This is a genomic window from Mycobacterium sp. SMC-19 (assembly GCF_045310815.1).
Classification (GTDB): Bacteria; Actinomycetota; Actinomycetes; order Mycobacteriales; family Mycobacteriaceae; genus Mycobacterium.
Map to the genome: position 1 here is coordinate 78,238 of NZ_JBJIAM010000010.1, position 15,918 is coordinate 94,155.

A 15,918-nucleotide genomic window follows, 5' to 3' on the forward strand; every position below is an offset into this window, starting at 1 on the left:
GGTCAGCGCGGCTTGGCCAGGGGAAAGGGCAGCGTGTCGCGGATGCTGTGGCCGGTGATGAGCATGACGACGCGGTCCACGCCCATGCCCAGACCGCCGGTGGGCGGCATCGCGTACTCCATGGCCGCCAGGAAGTCCTCGTCGAGCTCCATGGCTTCCGGGTCGCCGCCGGCGGCCAGCAGCGACTGCTGGTGCAGTCGGCGGCGCTGCTCCACCGGATCGGTGAGCTCGCTGTAGGCGGTGCCCAGCTCCACGCCCCACGCCACCAGGTCCCACCGCTCGGCAACACCCGGCTTACTGCGGTGCGGCCGGGTCAGCGGCGAGACCGAGGTGGGGAAGTCGGTGTAGAACGTGGGCTGTTCGGTGCGGGCCTCGACCAGGTGCTCGTAGAGTTCGAGCACCACCGCCCCGGCATCCCACTGCCGCAGGTAGTGGACGCCGGCGCGGTCGCACAACCGGCGCAGCGTGGCCAGGTCGGTGCCGGCGTCGATTTGTTCGCCGAGCGCGTCGGACACCGCGTCGTGCACGCTGCGCACCGGCCACTGCCCGGAGATGTCGACCGCTTCCAGCGCGCCGCCGGCTCCGGGGCGCATCACCACGGGCGCGCCGTTGGCCGCCACCGCGGCGTTCTGGATCAGCTCGCGTGCCCCGTCGATCCAGGCCAGGTAGTCGCCGTGCGCCTGGTAGGCCTCCAGCAGGGTGAACTCCGGGTTGTGGCTGTAATCGACGCCCTCGTTGCGAAATGCCCGTCCCAGCTCGAACACTCGCTCCACCCCGCCCACGCACAGCCGCTTGAGGTACAGCTCCGGGGCGATCCGCAGATACAGGTCCAGGTCGTAGGCGTTGATGTGGGTGACGAACGGCCGCGCGTTGGCCCCGCCGTGCAGCTGCTGCAGGATCGGGGTCTCGACCTCCAGGAATCCCTTGCCGAACAAGGTGTCTCGGATGGAGTGCAGTACCTTGCTGCGGGCTGCGATCAGCTCGCGCGCCTCGGTGTTGATCGCCAGGTCCACATAGCGGGTCCGCACCCGGGCCTCGGGGTCGGTCAGGCCCTTCCATTTGTCGGGCAGCGGGCGCAGGCATTTGCCGACCAGCCGCCAGTTCTGCACCAGCAGTGACGGTGTCCCGTTGCGGCTGTGACCCATCCGGCCGGTCGCCTCGACCAGGTCGCCGAGGTCGATACCCGCGCTGAAGTCCGCGGCGCGCGCATCGCCGCCGGCCTGTGCGAGCACCGAGTCGTCCAGCAGCAGCTGCACCTCACCCGACCAGTCACGTAGCTGGGCGAAGAGCACGCCGCCGTAGTCGCGTATCCGCAACACCCGCCCGGCCACCGACACGGTCTCCTCGGTGCCGCAGGCCAGGGCTTGGCTCACGCTGTGGCTGGGCGGGGTCCCCACCGGGTAGGCCTCGACGCCGTTGTCCTGCAGCGACTTCAGCTTGGCCATCCGGACGCGGACCTGTTCGGGCAGCCGGGGGAGCATCCCGGCGGCTTCGGTGGACTCGCCGGCAGTACCGCCGGCGACGTCGTCGGGCGCCGTCCCGTCGCTGTGCAGCCGCCCGGATGCGGCCATCGTCGCCGGCACGGCGGAGTGGTGTCCGGTGTGCTGCTCGTTGCGCCGCGAAAACGGCAGCACCAGAAAGCCTTCGGCGATCACCGAGGCCACCCCGACGCGGGGGATCAGCCGGGCGTCCTCGTAGCAGGCGTAGCGCGGCACCCAATCCGGCCGATACTTCATGTTCGAGCGGTACAGCGTCTCCAGCTGCCACCAGCGGGAGAAGAACATCAGCAGCCGGCGCCACAGGCGCAGCACCGGACCGGCGCCCAGCTGCGCACCCTGCTCGAAGGCGGCGCGGAACATCGCGAAGTTCAGCGAGATCCGGCTGACGCCGATGGTCGCGGCCTGCAGTGCCAACTCGCTGACCATCAGTTCGATGGTGCCGTTGGGGGATTGCGGGGAGCGGCGCATCAGATCCAGCGACACCCCGCTGTGCCCCCACGGCACCAGTGACAGCATCGCCACTACTTCACCGGTGCGCGGATCGCCGCGTACGGCCTCCACCAGCAGGCAGTCGGCGTCGGCCGGATCGCCGAGGCGGCCCAACGCCATGGAGAACCCGCGCTCGGATTCGGTGTCGCGCCACTCGTCGGCGTGTTCGATGACTCGCGTCATCTCCTCGGCACCGATCTCGCCGTGCCGGCGCATCCGCACCGTCAGGCCCGAGCGGCGGGCCCGGGTGACCGCTTGGCGCACTCCACGCATGTCCGGTCCGGACAGTTTGAACTCCGAGGGCCGCAAGATCGCCTCGTCGCCCAGTTCCAGGGCGCTCAGGCCGGCGTCGCGGAAGGCCTGCGCGCCGGCGAAGCTGGCGCCCATCACTCCGGGCGCCCAGCCGTAGTCCTTGCAGACCCGCAGCCAGGTGGCGATGGCCTGCGGCCATGCCCGCGGGTCGCCCACCGGATCACCGCTGGCCAGACAGACGCCCACCTCGACCCGGTAGGTGATGGCGGCGCGCCCGTTGGGGGCGAACACTACCGACTTGTCGCGGCGGGTGGCGAAGTAGCCCAGCGAATCGTTCTTGCCGTACTGCTCGAGCAGCCCGCGGATGGCCGACTCGTCCTGCCCGGTGAGGGCATTGTCGGAGCGCTGGGACAGAAACAGCACGATGGCCGCGATGATCAGGGCCAGCGCCCCGAGCAGACCGCACAGGGCCTTGAGCCCGAAGTCCGGCTTGCCGGGGAAGAAGTCCGGTTCGAGCAGGCCGAAGCCGACCACCCGGTTCACCACGTAGGGCAGTCGCAGCGGGCGTGTCACCGTCCCCGGGAACAGCTCGATGAGCCCCCAGCACAGCAGGATCGCCACCGCCCAGCCCGCGACCAGCGTCGCGGCGGATTTGAGCAGCGCTCCGCGCCGCACCTTGGCCCAGAACTCACCGCGGGCGGCCACCAGCACCACGATCGCGACCACGTGCAGCACCAGACCCGCGAGGCCGCTGATGACCTGGAACCGGTCGGAGGTGTCCGACACCAGCCGGCTGACGTTCCAGCCGCCGGCGACCACAAGGTTGGCGATCAGCAGCCACCAGGCGATGCGTTTGTGCGCGCTGAGGGCGGCGGCCAGCAGCGCCAGGACGAATGCCCAGGCCAGGCTGGTGTCGGGGAAATTGAACAGGTACTTGTCGATGAATTCGCGCGGCACCCGGATCGCCCACCGGATCACCGGTGACATGCTCGCCAGCAGCGACAAGGTGGCGGCGATACCGACGGCCCAGGCGGCCGCCGCGGGCACCCAGTGGAACCGGGTGGTCGCGCGGCTACGCGAGCGCGGCCCGGGCGGCACAGTCAATGTCATAAGGCGCGAGAATAAGCAGGAAAACCTCGAAATGTATGTGAGGAATCGCCGGTGTGCGCGATCGCCGGGAGGAAGCAGCGCTGTACAGCTGCTAGACTCCCTAACGCGACCGTCCCGGCGTACGCCAGGACAGCAAGTGGAGTTCCCTCCCACCACTAGCCGAGGAGCAATCCTTACAGGCTCAGTGGTCCGGTCGCAGGCGGTGTGAACCGCCTGCTCTGCGCGGTGCGCAGGCGGCTTGATGTTATTCAGGCCGTGATCGGTCGGTATGGGCCCTGCTTCGTGCAGGGCTTTTTTGCTGGTGGGTGGGGTCAGCGCCGCTGCGTCCGGACGAACACTGCGGCGGCCGCGACCGAAGACTACCCAAGGAGGTCCCATCAGCACTGAGATCCGCGTCAACGAGCGCATTCGTGTACCTGAGGTTCGTTTGATCGGCCCGGGCGGGGAGCAGGTAGGCATTGTGCGCATCGAGGATGCGCTTCGCGTCGCCGCGGATGCCGATCTCGACCTTGTCGAAGTCGCACCGACCGCCAAACCGCCGGTCTGCAAGATCATGGACTACGGCAAGTACAAGTACGAGGCGGCTCAGAAGGAGCGCGAGTCTCGCAAGAACCAGCAGCAGACCGTCGTCAAGGAACAGAAGCTGCGTCCCAAGATCGACGACCACGACTATGCGACGAAGAAGGGCCACGTGGTCCGCTTCCTCGAAGCCGGGGCGAAGGTCAAGGTGACCATCATGTTCCGCGGCCGTGAGCAGTCTCGGCCCGAACTCGGCTACCGCCTGCTGCAGCGGCTGGGTGCCGACGTCGCCGAGTACGGCTTCGTCGAGACCTCCGCCAAGCAGGACGGACGCAACATGACGATGGTGCTGGCACCGCACCGCGGCGCGAAAACCCGTGCCAAGGCAGCAGAGGATGCCGGCGGAGGCTCGGTTCAGCCAGCCCCCGCACCCGCCCCCGCGGCGGACGCGGCAGAGCCGCAGCCCGAGAACTGAAAAACCCGACACCAGAACTGAGGAAACATGCCTAAGGCGAAAACCCACAGCGGCGCTTCGAAGCGGTTCCGTCGCACCGGAACCGGCAAGATCGTGCGGCAGAAGGCCAACGCCCGCCACCTGCTCGAGCACAAGCCGAGCAAGCGCATGCGCCGGCTGGCCGGTCGCACCGAGGTGGCTGCCAGCGACACCAAGCGCGTCAACGCGATGCTGAACGGCTAACAGCCGCTTTCCGCACTGCAATCCCCTTACGCCCAACGAGAGTAGGAACACCCCATGGCACGCGTGAAGCGCGCAGTCAACGCCCAGAAGAAGCGCCGTACAGTCCTGAAGGCTTCGAAGGGTTACCGTGGCCAGCGGTCGCGGCTGTACCGCAAGGCCAAAGAGCAGCAGCTGCACTCAATGACCTACGCCTACCGGGACCGTCGCGCCCGCAAGGGTGAGTTCCGCAAGCTGTGGATCTCGCGCATCAACGCGGCGGCCCGCGCCAACGACATCACCTACAACCGGCTGATCCAGGGCCTCAAGGCCGCTGGTGTCGAGGTGGACCGCAAGAACCTCGCCGAGATCGCCGTCAGCGACGCGGCCGCGTTCACCGCGCTGGTCGAGGTCGCCCGGGCCGCGCTGCCCGAGGATGTCAACGCGCCGTCCGGCGAGGCTGCCTGACCCGAACCGAGCCGATGCTGACCGAACGTTCGGCCCGGGTGGTCGCGGCGGTCAAACTGCATCGGCACGTGGCCAGGAAGCGCGAACAGCGCTTCCTGGCCGAGGGGCCCAATCTGATCGAGGCCGCGATCGCTCGCGGCCTGGTCCTGGAGGTCTTCGCCACCGAATCGGCGGCGCAACGTCATCACGATCTGCTGGCCCGCGCACAGGTACCGGTCCAACTGGTCACCGACCGCGCCGCAAAAGCCTTGTCGGACACCGTCACCCCGGCCGGATTGGTCGCGGTGTGCGCGCATGCCGAGGCGCACCTGGCCACATTGCTGGCCGAGGCTCCGCGACTGGTGGCGGTGGCCGTAGGCGTCGGCGAGCCCGGTAACGCCGGCACCCTGATCCGCATCGCCGACGCCACTGGCGCCGATCTGGTGGTGCTGACCGGCAACAGCGTCGATCCCTACAACGGCAAGTGCCTGCGCTCGTCCGCGGGCAGCATCTTCAACATCCCGGTCGTGGTGGCCGCCGACACCGACGCCGTGCTCACCGCATTGGGACAGGCCGGCCTGCAGGTGCTGGCGACGGCCCTGGACGGCGAACTGAGCCTCGACGACGCCGATCCGGTGCTGGTCGCGCCCACCGCGTGGTTGTTCGGTCCGGAGGCCCAGGGGTTGCCGGCCGAGGCGGCGGCCGCCGCTGATCACCGGGTGCACATCCCGATGGCAGGCGGCGCCGAGAGTCTCAATGTTGCTGCGGCAGCAGCGATCTGCCTCTACCAGAGCGCGCGCGCCCAGCGCCGCGCTTAGGCGGCCTTGGGCTTGCGGCGCGGCGGTCGCGGGGTCAGGCCGCTGCCGGCGGCCAGCGAGAAGGTGCTGTGCATCAGCGCCCCGGCCCGCTCGACCAGCTTCATGCCCTGGCTCACCGGCGGGACGTAGTGCATCCCGCTGCGCCGCCGGTCTTTTGGCGGTCCGCTGAACCACGGGGCTTCGATCGGCGGCGTGTCGCTGGGGATCTTGCCCTGCTCGCGTCGGTATCCGGCCAGCGCGCGCGGATGCAGCCGAATCTCGTCGGGCACGAAGCTGAATGCCACGTGGCTGACCTTGCCCAGCAGCCGCAGCAGCACCTCGTCGCCTTCTGACCAGCGCAGACCGGCTTTCTCCCGCACCACCGGCTCGAACAGTCCGGCCGCCACCCAGCGTTGGGCGGCCAGCGCCGGCTTGAACATCTGGTGCCACACCGCGTCGGGCATCGGGACGAACCACGGCTTGGGGATGCGGATGTTCAAGATGTCGATGGCGGCCGGCGTCAGCTCCAGCTCGTCCTCGCACACCCGGTTCCAGTACTCGCAGAACTCTTCCCAGGACTTCGGCACCGGGCGCATGCTCATGCCGTACATCTGGTACCACCGCACGTGCTCGTCGAAGAGCTGGTGCTTCTCGGCCAGAGTCAGCCCGCCGTCGAAGTATTCGGCGAGTTTGATGATCAGCATGAAGAACGTGGCGTGCGCCCAATAGAAGGTGTCGGGGTCCAGCGCGTGATAGCGCCGGCCCTTCTCGTCAACGCCCTTGATGTCGCGGTGGTAGTCGCGGATCGAGGCGCCGGTGTGCTGGGCCCGGATGCCGTCATAGACCACGCCCATGATCGGGTACACCGACCGCGTCACACGCTGCATCGGCTCGCTCAAGATGCTGGAGTGCTCGGTCACGCCTGCGCCCAGACCGGGGTACATGTTCTCGATGGCGCCGATCCACACGCCCATGATTCCGGTGCGCAGGTCGCCGAAGTACTTCCACGTCAAGGAATCGGAGTTCAACGGCTCCACCGCGGCAGCGGGTTTGGGAGCGGTTGTGGCAGCGCTCGGGGTGTTTTCGTCGGCGGGCGCCGGGGCCTGCTCAACGGACGCGGTCGGCGTAACGGTCATCACGTCTCCTGTCTGGGAACCTGAAACTACGATAATTGTGACAACGATCGTTGTCTACATTAGGTGTGGCGCGTCGCGCCAAAATCGCCGACCGTGGCGTGTGCCACTGTGGCGGTCGTTGCCGGTGTCGGCGGGCGCCACCTACCCTGAGTCTCATGGACCTCGAGCCGGCCCCTCGGCAGGCTGATGGGCTCGGGGAGGCGGTGGCGATGCCCGACCAGCCCAGCCCCGACCGCCGCCCGTCGTTCTCCCTCGATGAGGCCGCAGCCTGGCTGAACCGCACCACCAACGACGTCCGGATCGTGGATCTGGTCCGGCGCGTGCGGCGGGTGCTGCCCGGCGACCCGGAGTTCGGCGACCCGCTGTCGACCGCCGGGGATGGCGGACCGCAGACCGCTGCGCGGGCGGCCGACCGCCTGATGGGAGATCGCTCGGCGGCCTCCCGCGAAGTCAGCCTGGGCGCCCTGCAGGTCTGGCAGGCCCTGACCCAACGGATGTCGCGGGCGCCGGGCAGCGCCGAGGCGACGCTGGTCTTCACCGACCTGGTCGGCTTCTCGACGTGGTCGCTACGGTCCGGCGACGACGCCACCCTCACTCTGTTGCGACGGGTGTCGCGCGCGATCGAGCCGCCGGTGCTGGACGCCGGTGGCCGCATCGTCAAACGGATGGGTGACGGCCTGATGGCCGTGTTCCGGGACCCGCTGGTGGCGGTGGCCGCTGTCCTGGAGGCACAAGAGGCCATCCGTGAGGTCGAGGTCAACGGGCACACACCGCGGATGCGGGTCGGCATCCACACCGGCCGGCCGCAGCGGCTGGCCGACGACTGGCTCGGCGTGGACGTCAATATCGCCGCCCGGGTCATGGAGCGTGCCACCAAGGGCGGCATCGTGATCTCCGGGCCGACATTGGAACGCATCGATCCGGCCGCCCTCGATGAGCTGGGTGTGGTTGCCAAGCGGGCGCGCCGTCAGGTGCTCGCGGCCAAGACCAGCGGCGTCCCGGCGGATCTGACGATGTACCGCCTGAAGGCAGTTCGCCAGAGCTCCTCAGACCCCGACTGATTGCACGTCATTAACTTCCTTGTGGGCCGGTCAGATTGCCGCGCACGAGTGGATGAACCCCGTTCCTTGGAATACCCTGCGGTGAGCAACATAACTATTTGGCCGGTTTACACAGGTCGCCTTAACGCAGAAGCGGGGAATCATGTCAGGTCGGCAGCAGCGTCGGAACAACCGCCGTAAGACGAATCGGCTGGTAGGTGCCGGCGGTACTGCGGCGGCGTTCCTGGCGTTCGGCATGGCCCCGCTAGCGGCGGCTCCCACGGCTCGCGCCGACTGGGACTTCGACTGGCTGACTGACCTGTTCACCCCGGTCTCAGACTCGGGCAGCGGTTGGGACAGCAACGCCTGGGACATCGGATCGTGGTTCAACGCGTCGGCAGACCCGGGTTCCGCCGCTGACACGACCCCGGAGTTCAGCATGTCGCTGCTGTGGAACGCGCTGGTCTACCAGCCGCTCCACACCTCCATGGAGTCCTTTATCGACAACTCGGCTAACGCCTGGTTCATCGACATGGTCAACTCGCTGAACACGAATCCGGATTACTGCGGCCTGATCTGCAATGGTGCGGACGGCACTGCGGAGAGCGTCAACGGCGGCAACGGCGGCCTCTGGTTCGGTGACGGCGGCGCCGGCTACTCCGCGGGCGCCGACGAGGACGCGGACGCGGCCATCGGTGGCGGCGTCGGGGGTAACGCGGGCTGGTTCGGCAACGGCGGCGCCGGTGGCGTCGGCGGTTTGGGCGGCGACGGCGGCGCGGGCGGCCTGGGCGGCTCGATCATGGGCATCGGCGGCGCGGGCGGCGTCGGCGGTCTGGGCGGTGACGGCGGTGACGGCGGCGCCGCCAACGGCTGGATGTTCGGCATTGGTGGTGCAGGCGGTGCCGGTGGTGCTGGCCAGGTGGGTGAGACCGGGACGACCGGCGATTGGGCTACGAATGGCACCGGTGGTGTCGGCGGCGTCGGCGGTACCGGCGGCAATGGCGGCAAGGGCGGCAGCGCCAGTTCCCTGCTCGGCGGCGCCGGCGCGGGCGGTGCCGGTGGTATCGGCGGAGCGGGTGGTCAGGGCGGTACCGGCGCAGCGGGCGACGCCACGCACCTCAACGGCGGCGACGGCGGCAACGGTGGCGCGGCCGGAATGGGCGGCAAGGGCGGCGACGCCGGCACGGGCGGGGCGTTCGGCGGCAAGGCCGCGGCCGGTGCCGACAACAGCGCGATCCTTGGCGACGGCGGCAAGGGCGGTACCGGCGGTGCCGGCGCGGACGCCGACGCCACCCACGAGGCAGGCGAGGGCGGCAAGGGCGGCACCGGCGCTGACGCCGGCGACACCGGCAATGGTGGTGCCGGCGGTACCGGCGGCGCCGGAGGTGCCGGGTTCGACGAGACGTATGAAGCCGGCACTGGCGGCGCCGGCGGCACCGGTGGGGACGGCGGCAAGATCGGCAACGGCGGCTCGGGCGGCATCGGTGGTGCCGGTGGACTCAGCGGTGCCTACGACGACGCCGAGGGCGGCACCGGCGGTATCGGTGGCGCCGGCGGTGCCGGTGGCACCACGGCGGGCAACGGCGGCAACGGCGGGGTCGGCGGGGCCGGCGGCGCCGGGCACGAGGGTGCCGCAGGCAACGACGGCGCGGCCGGCAGCTTTGAGAACGGCGCGGACGGTAACGGCGGCAAAGGCGGTCCCGGCACCGTCGGATTGAACGGCGGTACGGGCGGTAAGGGTGGCGTAGGCGGCGCTGCCGGCGGCGGCGCGGGCAGCGTCGCGGGCAAGTACGGCAACGGCGGGGCCGGTGGCGCCGGGGGTGCGGGCGGCGCGGGCGGCGATGGCGGTAAGGGTGCCGCGGGTACCTGGGCGAACGGCGGTACGGGCAACGGCGGTAACGGCGGCGACGCCGGCGACAACGGCGCCGGCGGCAAGGGTGGCCAGGGCGGTGCGGCCGGTGGTGCCGGCGCCAATGACGGTGCCGAGGGCGCTGCGGGCGGCAGGCCCACCGAACCCAGCGTTGGCGGCGCCGGTGGCGACGGCGCCAACGCCGACGCCACCCACACCTCCGGGGGCAACGGAGGCAATGGTGGCGACAGCCACAACGTCGGCAACGGCGGTGCCGGTGGTAACGGCGGCACCGGAACGACCGGCAACGGCGGCAACGGTGGCAACGGCGGCAACGGCGGCGAGGGCTCCCAGAGCGTCGGCGGCAACGGCGGCGTCGGCGGCAACGGTGGTGCCTCTAACTCCGGCAACGGCGGTAAGGGCGGCCTCGGCGGCAACGGCGGTGATGGCGACCACGGTGTGACCGGCGGCAACGGCGGCGATGGCACGGCCGGTGTCAACAACGGCGCCGGCGGCAACGGCAGCACCGGCGGGGCCGGCTTCGACGGCGGTAAGGGCGGCGCGGGCGGCAACGGCGGCGCGTCGACGTCCGGCACCAAGGGCGTCAACGGCAACGGCGGCAACGGCGGTGACGGCGGTGCCGGCGGTGCGGGTGGCAACGGCGGCAACGGCGCCGACGGTGACTGGGACAAGAAGGGCCAGTACGACTACGGCTCCGGCGGCAAGGGCGGCAACGCCGGCAACACCGGTGCGGTCGGTAAGGGCGGCGCCGCGGGCGCGGCCGGCACCGGCGGTACCGGCGGCGCAGCCGGCACCAAGGGCACCGACGGCGCAGGGGTCGCCGCCGACTACAGCGGCGTGCACGGCGGCGACGGCGGCGACGGTGCCGCCGCCATCGACCACCTCCACCCGAACGGCGGCGCCGGCGGCGACGGCGGCACCGGCGGCAACAACGGCAACGGCGGCAACGGCGGCGACGGCGGCGGCTACATCGAGCCTCCGGGCGGCGGCAACCCCGGCGACCCCACCGTCAATAACCCGACCACCGGTGGCAATGGCGGCGCGGGCGGCAATGGCGGTGCCGGCGGTACCGTGACCGGCAGCGGCGGCAACGGTGGTGATGGCGGCAACGCCTACAAGCCCGCCGGCACTGACCCCAACACCCTGACCAAGGGCGGCAACGGCGGTGCCGGTGGCGCCGGCGGCGGCGCGGTCAAGGGCAATGGCGGTTCGGGTGGCGACGGCGGCAACGGCACCACCGGTACCCAATATGGCGGCGCTGGCGGTGCCGGCGGCAAGGGTGGCGCGGTCACCGGTCTGGGCAAGGGCGGCGACGGCGGTGCCGGTGGTGACGGCGCCGTCGCGACCGGCTGGAAGTCCGACGGCACCTGGGGCATCGACGGCTTCAGCGGCAAGTTCGGCTCCGGCACCATCTTGGGTGTCTCCGGTGCCGGTGGTGCCGGCGGCGCCGGTGGAGCGTCCGTCGGCGGCGACTACGACGGCGGTGCGGGCGGTGCCGGCGGTGCCGGTGGCGCCATCACCGACCCCAGCACCAACGCCAACGTCATCTGGGGCGGTGCCGGCGGCGCAGGTGGCGCCGGTGGCGCCGCAACCGACACCGCCAAGGACGCCGGCGACAGCGGTAACGGCGGTGCCGGCGGCGACGGCGGTACGGCCGGCCAAGGCACCATCACCGGCGGCACCGGTGGCAGCGGCGGTGCCGGCGGCGCCAGCACCAGCGGCAAGGGCGGCGACGGCGGCGACGGCCAAGACGGTGCTACCGGTACCGGCTGGAACGACGTCAACGGCAACCTGGCCGGCAAGGGCCAGATTCTCAACTTCGGCGGCAGTGGCGGCAACGGCGGCGCCGGTGGCAACGGCAAGACCGGCGGCGACGGCGGTGACGGCGGCACGGGCGCTCTCGGTACGAGCGGCGGCAACGTGTTCAGCTCCGGCGGCAACGGCGGTAACGGCGGGGCCGGCGGCACCGGCACCACCGGTGACGGCGGAAATGGCGGCAACGGCGGCGACAGCGGCGACGCAACCTGGCGGGCCCACAACGGCGGCAACGGCGGCCCCGGAGGCAGCAGCACCGGCGGGGCCGGCGGCATCGGCGGCAACGGCGGCGACGGCGGCGAGCTCATCAGCGGCGGCACCGCTCCGACCAACGGCCAGGGCGTCATCGTCGGCGCCGGCGGCAACGGCGGTAACGGTGGCAACAGTGCCGCCACCGAGGCCGGCGGTAAGGGCGGCAACGGCGGTGACGGCGGTGACGGCATCGGCAGCGTCAAGGGTGGCTCGGGCGGTACCGGTGGCATCGGCGGCGCGTCCGGCTCCGACAAGGGCACCACCCCGGTCAAGCCCACTGCACCCACCACCACAACCGGCGGTACGGGTGCGGACGGTGGTGCGGGCGCGCCGGCCAAGTCCCCGGCGTCCGGGAGCTAACCCACACGATGAAAGCCCCGCACACCGCGTGCGGGGCTTTCGTCGTCATGTCGATAAGATCGACGCTTGCGTCTCAGCCAAAATCACAGCCAGTAGGGGGAGTTTCGTCCGTGGGCAATCAGCCTGCTGAACAGTTGGCCCAGTCCGTCGTCTCCGACGCGACCCTGACCTCGGCGCTACAGGCGGCGCAGGCCGCATTCACCGCGGCCGCCGACCTGGATGCGCTGGCCCACGCCAAAACCGAGCATCTCGGTGACAAGGCGCCCCTGGCGTTGGCCCGTCAGGCGCTGGCCAAGCTGGACAAGGCCGACCGCGCCGACGCCGGCCGTCGGGTCAATGCCGTCCGCACCGATGCCCAGCGCGCCTACGACGAGCGCCTGGCGGCCCTGCGTGCCGAACGTGACGCCGCCGTACTGGCCGCCGAGAGCATCGACGTCACCCTGCCGTCGGCCCGCAAGCCCGTCGGGGCGCGTCACCCCATCACCATGCTGGCCGAACACGTCGCCGACACCTTCGTCGCGATGGGTTGGGAACTGGCCGAGGGACCCGAGGTCGAAGCCGAGCACTTCAACTTCGATGCGCTGAACTTCCCGGTCGATCACCCCGCGCGCAGCGACCAGGACACCTTCCACATCGCCCCGCCGGGATCGCGGCAACTGCTGCGCACCCACACCTCCCCGGTGCAGATCCGCGCACTGCTGGCCCGTGAACTGCCCGTCTACGTGGTCTCGATCGGGCGCACCTTCCGCACCGACGAGCTCGACGCCACCCACACGCCGGTGTTCCACCAGGTCGAGGGGCTGGCGGTCGATCGCGGCCTGACCATGGCGCACCTGCGCGGCACCCTGGACGCGTTCGCCCAATCCGAGTTCGGGCCGGCCACGCGCACCCGGTTCCGGCCGCACTTCTTCCCATTCACCGAGCCGTCGGCCGAGGTCGACATCTGGTTCGAGGGCAAGAAGGGCGGTCCCGGCTGGGTCGAGTGGGGCGGCTGCGGAATGGTGCATCCCAACGTGCTGCGCGCGGTGGGCATCGACCCGGACGAGTACTCCGGCTTCGCGTTCGGCATGGGATTGGAGCGAACCCTGCAGTTCCGCAACGGAATCCCCGACATGCGGGACATGGTCGAAGGTGACGTCCGGTTCTCCCTGCCGTTCGGAGTGGGTGCCTGATGCGTATTCCCTACAGCTGGTTGCGTGAGACCCTGATCGCCGGCGCGCCGGGTTTCGACATCACAGCCCAGGAGATGGAACAGGCGCTGCTGCGGGTCGGCCACGAGGTCGAGGACGTGCACACCCTGGGGCCGGTCACCGGCCCGTTCAAAGTCGGCCGAGTGGTCGAGATCGAGGAACTCACCGAGTTCAAGAAGCCGATCCGGGCCTGCCGTGTCGACGTCGGCGAAGCCGAGCCGCGCGACATAGTCTGCGGCGCCAGTAATTTCGCCGTCGGCGACCTGGTAGCCGTGGCGCTGCCCGGCGCGGTGCTGCCCGGTGATTTCGCCATCGCCACGCGCAAGACCTACGGCCGCACTTCCGACGGCATGATCTGCTCGGCGTCCGAAATACGTTTGAGCACCGACCATTCCGGCATCATGGTGCTGCCCGAAGGCACCGCCGAACCCGGTGCGGACGCCGCGGCGGTGCTGGGTCTCGACGACGTGGTCTACGAGCTGGCCATCACCCCCGACCGCGGTTACTGCATGTCGGTGCGCGGGCTGGCACGCGACATCGCCAACGCGCTGGACCTGGACTTCGCCGACCCGGCAGCGGTGCCCGCGCTGCCCGCCGACGGCGAGGCCTGGCCGCTGAGCGTGCAGCCGGGCACCGGGGTGCGCCGCTTCGCGCTGCGCAGCGTCACCGGCATCGACCCGGCGGCGGTATCGCCTTGGTGGCTGCAACGTCGCCTGGCGCTGTGCGGCATCCGGGCGATCTCCCCGGCCGTCGACGCCACCAACTACGTCATGGTCGAACTCGGCCACCCGATGCACGCCCACGACCGGGCCCGCATCACCGGGGGATTCGGCGTCCGTTTCGCCGCGGCCGGCGAGACCGTCACCACGCTGGATGACATCGAACGCAAACTCGAGCCGGTCGACGTGCTCATCGTCGACGACGTCGCCACCGCCGCGATCGGCGGCGTGATGGGCTCGGGCAGCACCGAAATGCGCGATGACTCAACCGATGTGCTGCTGGAGGCCGCGATCTGGGACCCCGCCGCGGTGTCGCGGACCGCGCGGCGGCTGCACCTGCCCAGCGAGGCCGCCCGGCGCTACGAGCGCTCCGTGGACCCGGCCATCTCGGTGGCCGTGTTGGACCGCTGCGCGACGCTGCTGGCCGAGATCGCCGGGGGAGTCATCGGTACCGGTCTCACCGACTGGCGCGGCGACCCGCCCGTGCAGGACTGGAGTCAGGCTCCCATCGAGATCGCCGCCGACCTGCCGGATCGCACCGCGGGGGTGAACTACCCCGAGGGCACAACCGTTCGGCGGCTGACCCAGATCGGCTGCGAGGTGTCGGTCGACGGTCCCCGCTTGACCGTCACCCCACCGAGCTGGCGCCCGGACCTGCGCCAGCCTGCCGACCTGGTCGAGGAGGTGCTGCGGCTTCAGGGGTTGGAGTCCATCCCGTCGGTGCTGCCCGCCGCACCGGCCGGGCGTGGCCTGACCGCCACCCAGCGCCGGCGCCGGGCGATCGGCAAGTCGCTGGCCCTGGCCGGCTACGTCGAAGTGCTCACCACGCCGTTCTTGCCCGCCGGGGTGTTCGACACCTGGGGTCTGGCCGACGACGACCCGCGCCGAGCCACGGTGTCGGTGCTCAACCCGCTGGAGGCCGACCGGCCTGCGCTGGCCAGCACTCTGCTGCCCAGCTTGTTGGAAGCCTTGGGCCGCAATGTTTCCCGGGGCATGGGTGATGTCGCACTGTTCGCGATCGCCCAGGTGGTGCAGTCGGCCGGCCCGGCCGAGTTCCCGGCCGTCACGTCTGACCGGCGCCCGACCGACGCCGAGATCGCCGGGATCGACGCCGCCCTGCCGCGCCAGCCGCAGCACATCGCGGTCGCGCTGACCGGCCTGGCCGAACCCCGCGGACCGTGGGGCCCGGGCCGGCCCGTCGAAGCCGCCGACGCCATCGAGGCGGCACGGGCGATCGCCCGTGCCAGTGGCGTCGAGGTCACGCTGCGTTCCGGGGCCTACCTGCCGTGGCATCCGGGCCGCTGCGCAGAGGTGCTGGTCGGGGAAACCCCGATCGGCCATGCCGGCCAGCTGCACCCGGCGGTCATCGAACGCGCCGGCCTGCCCAAGGGAACCTGTGCGGTCGAGCTGAACCTGGACGCCATCCCGGTAACCACGGCGCTGCCGGCCCCCCGGGTGTCGCCGTTCCCGGCGGTGTTCCAGGACCTGGCCTTGGTGGTAGATGAGAAGGTGACCGCCCAATCGGTGGCCGACGCGGTGCGCGAGGGTGCCGGTGAACTGCTGGAGGACATCGCGCTGTTCGACGTCTACACCGGCCCGCAGGTCGGCGAGGGCCGCAAGTCGCTGGCGTTCGCGCTGCGCTTCCGGGCCGCCGATCGCACGCTGACCGAGGACGAGGCCAGCTCGGCCCGCGACGCCGCCGTCGCGCGTGCCGCCGAAGCCGTCGGCGCGGTACTGCGGGGGTAATGTC

10 protein-coding genes are annotated in these 15,918 nt (G+C 70.9%); 8 read left to right on the plus strand and 2 right to left on the minus strand.

Annotated features, from left to right (window positions below):
* Positions 1–2: 2 nt before the first annotated feature.
* Positions 3–3,350 (minus strand): bifunctional lysylphosphatidylglycerol synthetase/lysine--tRNA ligase LysX, encoded by a 3,348-nt coding sequence (gene lysX, locus ACJH5R_RS19750; RefSeq protein ID WP_406782639.1) that lies wholly within the window; start codon positions 3,348–3,350, stop codon positions 3–5.
* A 376-nt stretch (positions 3,351–3,726) separates the two neighbouring features.
* On the opposite strand from lysX, the gene infC reads away from it, so the two are divergent.
* The 4 genes from infC to ACJH5R_RS19770 are packed head-to-tail and all read left to right on the plus strand — an operon-like array spanning position 3,727 to position 5,807.
* On the plus strand, positions 3,727–4,344 hold the full coding sequence (gene infC / locus ACJH5R_RS19755; protein WP_406759959.1) for a translation initiation factor IF-3: 618 nt from the start codon (positions 3,727–3,729) through the stop codon (positions 4,342–4,344).
* A 27-nt stretch (positions 4,345–4,371) separates the two neighbouring features.
* Entirely contained in the window at positions 4,372–4,566 is a 195-nt protein-coding gene (gene rpmI, locus ACJH5R_RS19760) for a 50S ribosomal protein L35 (RefSeq protein WP_046188963.1), read from the plus strand.
* 54 nt (positions 4,567–4,620) lie between these two features.
* Positions 4,621–5,010: a 50S ribosomal protein L20 gene (gene rplT / locus ACJH5R_RS19765; RefSeq protein ID WP_024442881.1), complete on the plus strand. Its 390-nt coding sequence runs from the start codon at positions 4,621–4,623 to the stop codon at positions 5,008–5,010.
* Between the two features lie 14 nt (positions 5,011–5,024).
* A complete protein-coding gene (locus tag ACJH5R_RS19770) occupies positions 5,025–5,807 on the plus strand; it encodes a TrmH family RNA methyltransferase (protein WP_406759930.1) in 783 nt (260 codons plus the stop codon).
* Here the strand turns inward: ACJH5R_RS19770 and ACJH5R_RS19775 are convergent.
* Positions 5,804–6,922 carry an oxygenase MpaB family protein gene (locus tag ACJH5R_RS19775; protein WP_406782640.1) on the minus strand — a complete coding sequence of 373 codons (1,119 nt, stop codon included), beginning with the start codon at positions 6,920–6,922 and terminating at the stop codon, positions 5,804–5,806. The two genes, ACJH5R_RS19770 and ACJH5R_RS19775, sit on opposite strands and share 4 nt — an antisense overlap.
* A 155-nt stretch (positions 6,923–7,077) precedes the next feature.
* On the opposite strand from ACJH5R_RS19775, the gene ACJH5R_RS19780 reads away from it, so the two are divergent.
* From ACJH5R_RS19780 to pheT, 4 genes are all read left to right on the plus strand, one after another.
* Positions 7,078–7,983, plus strand: coding sequence for an adenylate/guanylate cyclase domain-containing protein (locus ACJH5R_RS19780; RefSeq protein WP_406759932.1), 906 nt, complete (start codon positions 7,078–7,080; stop codon positions 7,981–7,983).
* A 142-nt stretch (positions 7,984–8,125) separates the two neighbouring features.
* Complete coding sequence (locus tag ACJH5R_RS19785) at positions 8,126–12,259, plus strand: PE family protein (RefSeq protein WP_406782641.1); 4,134 nt, start codon at positions 8,126–8,128, stop codon at positions 12,257–12,259.
* 134 nt (positions 12,260–12,393) lie between these two features.
* Positions 12,394–13,431 (plus strand): phenylalanine--tRNA ligase subunit alpha, encoded by a 1,038-nt coding sequence (gene pheS, locus ACJH5R_RS19790; RefSeq protein WP_406782666.1) that lies wholly within the window; start codon positions 12,394–12,396, stop codon positions 13,429–13,431.
* Complete coding sequence (gene pheT, locus ACJH5R_RS19795; RefSeq protein WP_406782642.1) at positions 13,431–15,914, plus strand: phenylalanine--tRNA ligase subunit beta; 2,484 nt, start codon at positions 13,431–13,433, stop codon at positions 15,912–15,914. The genes pheS and pheT overlap by 1 nt, the downstream gene beginning before the upstream one ends.
* Positions 15,915–15,918 lie beyond the last annotated feature (4 nt).

Excerpts from the sequence above, each read along its gene's own strand:
- ACJH5R_RS19780 (WP_406759932.1), top strand. The coding sequence starts at position 7,078 with ATGGACCTCGAGCCGGCCCCTCGGCAGGCTGATGGGCTCGGGGAGGCG.
- rpmI (WP_046188963.1), top strand. The coding sequence starts at position 4,372 with ATGCCTAAGGCGAAAACCCACAGCGGCGCTTCGAAGCGGTTCCGTCGC.
- ACJH5R_RS19770 (WP_406759930.1), top strand. The coding sequence starts at position 5,025 with ATGCTGACCGAACGTTCGGCCCGGGTGGTCGCGGCGGTCAAACTGCAT.
- lysX (WP_406782639.1), bottom strand. The coding sequence starts at position 3,350 with ATGACATTGACTGTGCCGCCCGGGCCGCGCTCGCGTAGCCGCGCGACC.
- ACJH5R_RS19775 (WP_406782640.1), bottom strand. The coding sequence starts at position 6,922 with ATGACCGTTACGCCGACCGCGTCCGTTGAGCAGGCCCCGGCGCCCGCC.
- rplT (WP_024442881.1), top strand. The coding sequence starts at position 4,621 with ATGGCACGCGTGAAGCGCGCAGTCAACGCCCAGAAGAAGCGCCGTACA.
- pheT (WP_406782642.1), top strand. The coding sequence starts at position 13,431 with ATGCGTATTCCCTACAGCTGGTTGCGTGAGACCCTGATCGCCGGCGCG.
- ACJH5R_RS19785 (WP_406782641.1), top strand. The coding sequence starts at position 8,126 with ATGTCAGGTCGGCAGCAGCGTCGGAACAACCGCCGTAAGACGAATCGG.